This is a genomic window from Flavobacterium sp. (genome assembly GCF_031363805.1).
In the GTDB taxonomy this organism is placed as follows: Bacteria; Bacteroidota; Bacteroidia; order Flavobacteriales; family Flavobacteriaceae; genus Flavobacterium.
The window spans coordinates 1-4,775 of the sequence record NZ_JANLVD010000016.1; the positions used below are offsets into that span (position 1 = coordinate 1).

At 29.2% G+C, this 4,775-nt stretch carries 4 protein-coding genes; all 4 read left to right on the forward strand.

Annotated features, from left to right (window positions below; translation table 11 throughout):
- Positions 1-28 precede the first annotated feature (28 nt).
- Positions 29-526: a DUF4280 domain-containing protein gene (locus RMN92_RS00850; RefSeq protein WP_309607569.1), complete on the forward strand. Its 498-nt coding sequence runs from the start codon at positions 29-31 to the stop codon at positions 524-526.
- Positions 527-531: 5 nt separating this feature from the next.
- Positions 532-2,868: a hypothetical protein gene (locus tag RMN92_RS00855; protein WP_309607570.1), complete on the forward strand. Its 2,337-nt coding sequence runs from the start codon at positions 532-534 to the stop codon at positions 2,866-2,868.
- A 1-nt stretch (position 2,869) separates the two neighbouring features.
- Complete coding sequence (locus RMN92_RS00860) at positions 2,870-3,733, forward strand: hypothetical protein (protein ID WP_309607571.1); 864 nt, start codon at positions 2,870-2,872, stop codon at positions 3,731-3,733.
- A gap of 5 nt (positions 3,734-3,738) precedes the next feature.
- On the forward strand, positions 3,739-4,775 hold a 1,037-nt coding region (locus tag RMN92_RS00865), incomplete at its 3' end, for a hypothetical protein (RefSeq protein WP_309607572.1).

The following is a 4,775-nucleotide window of genomic DNA, read 5'->3' on the forward strand; positions in this document are numbered from 1 at the left end:
TTAAATAAACTAACAAAAACAATATATTATGAGCGAAAAACATGTTGTTGTACAAGGCGCTACTTGCAAATGCAAGTTTAGTGTGGCTCCGCAAACCGATAAACTAAAGGTTTTAACACAAACTAAAGATTTTGGAAATGACAAAGACGGTTCAAAAAAACTCATAGCAACTGATAAAGAAATTGGTCAAACGCTTGAAAAAAATACTTTTGGCAATTGCATATTGCAACCTACAAGTGGTGGCTATTTGCCATGTATTACAGTAATTATAAAATGGAGCAATGTATATGATAAATTCACTTTATCAAATCAAGGCAAAATATTGTTGGAAGACAGCAAAGCCACTTGCCCGATTGGTGGACCCGATTGTATTTCGATAGATTATCACGGTCAAAAAACCGAAGGTAGTAATACCAACAGTAAAAATGCAAATGAGCAAGTGCACAGCCAACTGAACCCAATGGTGGATATGAAAGATATGACCAGAAAACAAGCAGACGGTCTTGGTTTAACTTTAAGTAAATAATTAATATGGCAAGTATCAAAATAGTATCAGGAAAATACGAAAGCAAATTATCGACCACAACTAAATGGGTTTTAACAGCCGATGAAAGTTGTTTATTTGAAGTACCAGATTGGATTCCGCAAGCCAAAGTAAATCCAAAAGGCGGATTTACTCCAGTAATACCCACAGAAATTGAAAAGCCAAAAGGAGTAACATGGGAAATTAAGGACAAATCAAAAAAAATTGTTTTAGCAACCGTAAAAGGAAATGTACTGGATAAATTTAAAATTGCAATCAACAAAAAATATTCAGGATCGTATGGATACACTTTAGAAGCCACACTCGACGGAGTTGGAACAAAAGCCAGTGCTTTTATTTTAGGAAGTTGTGAAGCCAAAGTAATATCGGCAACTTGGAGCAAACAGGAATTAGCAAGCGATAGTACTGAAATTAAGTACGGAAATATTGTATATGTAAGGCTAGCTACCGAAGGCTTGAATGGCGATAATCTTACTTTTGAATTCTATAATAAAAAAGATGAAAAAACACCTATAGAAACTATAACTCAAGAATGTTTAAATGGTGATGCTCAAGTAAAAATAGCTACATTTAAGGCTTTCAAGGGTGATCCAACAAAAATTGCCGATTTGGAAGATTTTTTTGTAAAGGTAAAAAATACAAAAGGTGTTTATATCAAGAATGGTAAAGAGGATAAAGTGGTAAGCTTCCAAATCAAAAAACCACTACTTGTGTCACCAGTTGCGGATATACCAACAAATTTGACGCCAATTAAAGTAGGTGAGCCAGATAAGAGTAATTTGTCTACGGGAATAATATCTTTGGAGAAAATAGCAGTGAAAACCACATACGATGTTTGTAATGACGAAGTTGATAATTTCAGTGATTTTAAAAACTTTTGGATATTGGAAAATGATGGAAAGTATTACCATTGGCTCAGAAAATCATTAATCGGGATTACCGAAGCAGACGATAAGAAAAAGCCAGCCGCAATACCGATTACACTAGCAAGTACAGATAATTTTACATTTAAAGCTACTTTCAAAACCATACTGCCCATTGATGGTATTGAAGTACGCGTGCGTGACAAAGATAATAAATATACTTTTACAACTAAACCTCATGCAAAACAGGCGAAAGACGCACTCTATGAAATAGAATTTAAAAGTACCAATACTCCTTATAAAGATACAATACAATATTTTGAAACTTTCGAGCTTATTTTTGATTATTCATTAGATAAAAAATCATGGACGCCATTGGGTTCTGCAATGTTTTGTTTTTATTTGACTTGGAAAAAACCTATGTGGGATAAATTTGAAGGAGATAAACTTACACCCAATGAGACAGTAGATATGATGCTTTTATGTAAAAAATCATTTAAAAAAAATATATTAGAAACTCTATTATGGCTTGGTTGTAATCAAGCAAGTGGCAAAGGCAATTTATCGAAAAACAATGAAGAAAACGAAGAGCAAATAATTTCTTCTGTTTTTAAACAATTCACATCAAAAAAAGTTTTAAGGAAACGAGAAGGTAGTTATATAACAAAAAATTGGACTTCACAAGGTATGGGTTATTGGCGGGGAATAAGCGCTGTTGATGCACAATCAGGCTTGCCCGCTGCAAGGGTACAACCACGTAAATTTTACGATTCGGCAACTGGGAAACACATAGATCGAAATAGTAGAGTAATACTAAAGTACGGTGAATTTCGTTGTGGTGAATGGTCGGATTTTTATACATATATTTCAATGTGTCAAGGAATACCTTTAAGTCAGTTTGCAATTTTTTCTGGACGAGGTGATAATCAAAATTATTATTTTAAAATCGATCCTGTGACCAAAAAACCGTCATACATAAACCCAAATTTATCTAAAGTTGATGCTTCAGGAAAATTAATTGAAAATTATTATGCTAATTGGGTGTTTTATGTTAAAGGAGGTTGGACTTTCAGTGATCCTAAAGAACCAGTCCTTTCTGCTTCAATAGCGAATAGGGCACAAGGAAATAGTAATCCTCTTCACGAGTTTAGTGATCATGTTTTTGTTTTATTTGAAAGAAGTGGTAAAAAATTATGGTTAGATCCTTCGTATGGATTATCAAGTACAACAAAACACCCAACAAATAATGATTTATTAAAAGATTATGCCTCGGCTGCACTTGAAAGAATGGGTTATTTAGATATATATTCGGGAAATTATAAAACGATTGGTACAGTTATTGAAAATCATTTAGTGAAAATGATAATTTCCGGTTTATACGATTCTCGTTCAGAAGTCAGAGAAGAAAAAGGTGTTATCTCAATAATTGATTCTTTGGGTAAAACAATTAAAACTTTTTAATATGAAAAACTTTTTATTATTTTTAATGCTTATCATTACTTCCTTTAAAATTAACTCTCAAATCATGGAACCAAAAACAATAAAATTGTCTAGCAAATTAAATTTATATGAAAAAGTAATATCTGATAAAGATAAAACAGTTTGGCAACTGTTTTTATCTAAGGAAGGAAAAGAAACAGTAGAACTGGAAAAAATAATAGTTGAAAATCATCCTTTCATCAATAAAGATTTTTTACTATACACTCCTAGTTTAATTGATGCTTTTAAAGAGAGTGATTACTTGTACGCTTTTGTGTATAAAGAAAGAAGATTATTTTTTTATGATTTTGAGTTTACAAACAATATAAAATTTAATAAAAAAGACCAAAAAATAACCGAGGTTTTTATTGGATCAATAGAAAATTTCGGGGGATATAAATTTAATATTCAAAAATTCAATATTAATAATAAAAATTATTTTTACCTTCATTATGGACGTGATGTGGGTGGCAAAAACAATATTCTTCTAAGTTTAAATAAAAGTACTAACACAATAAATAAGCTTACTTTTTCAGAATCAATTAAAAAAATTAAGGATGAAGACGAGATGTTTAAAAGTTTAGATTTAGAAAAAAATATTGATAATGTTGGTTTAGAAATTAAAAAAGTTTTAATAGCAAATAAACACTTGAACAATTTTGATACATTTAAATATTTAGGAAACATAGATATCACTCCATTCTTGTCTCAAGGATCAAGATATACAGGAACTATTTATTTTCTATATCAAGATAATAATGTAAAACCAAAAATAATACGCTATAATAATGATGACAACGAATGGCTCATTGGCGATTATAAAGAAGAAGAAATAAAGCAAGAATAATTTTAATGAAAAAGATATTATTAATTTCATCATTTTTTTTGGTATTTATGACAAACGCACAAATAAACAAAAAAAACATGGAAGCTTTATATAGTAAAAAAATAAACAATGCAGAATTGGTAATGTATTTCAAAACCAATAATTCGATCAATTATTGGAGTTTATATCTTAAAAAAACAAACGGAGATAGTTTAAAAATTGATGGATTTGAAAAAATCAATGAATCAAGTTCATTACCATTTAAAAAACATGGTGACATAAAAAAACAAGTAATCATTGGTGATGCGATTCAAACTGGAAATTATATATATGTATCAATATACAAACAAAATAAAGTTTTCTTAATTGAATATTTAATACAACAAACAGAGTCATCAAAAAAAGAATATTTCATAGCTAATGATTTTAGAGGGAGTTATGAAAATTTTGGAGACCCGACGTTTAGCTCAGAAATAAAAAAAATAAATAATGAATTATTTATAATGTCCAAATATTCTGGACTAACTAGATTTAATTTGCAATCTAAAGAAATGAAAAAGCTTCTATTTTTCAATTCACCAAATATTTCTAATTCAACATCAACTTTAAATCAAACTGATAAAAATGAATTTTTTAATTTTAATAAAAAAATCATAAAAACGATTTATATAGATTCAAACGACCAGATTAACTTTTCTGAGTACCAAAATAATCCAAAAATAAATATTGCTTCAGATAAAATTTTATTAATAAAAGGCTTGAAAATCTCCAATGAAAAGACTTATTATTTTTATGAGATTAAAGATGTTGAAAAAGACAATAGTTATTTAAAAAACGCAAGTGGAGTTGAAGTTTTCAACATATTCAGTAAAGAAGATTTAAATAATTTACATGACAATGACAAAGTTAGACTTGCTCTAATTAGTGTACTAACTAGCTATTATTCAAAAGTTAATATTAATTTCAAACTTTTCGATTACATTCAAGAATATGGAAATGAAGATATTTCTTGTTTCTTTTATAGTGATGCTACTAGTAGAATTAAAATAGCTAGATATAGTAC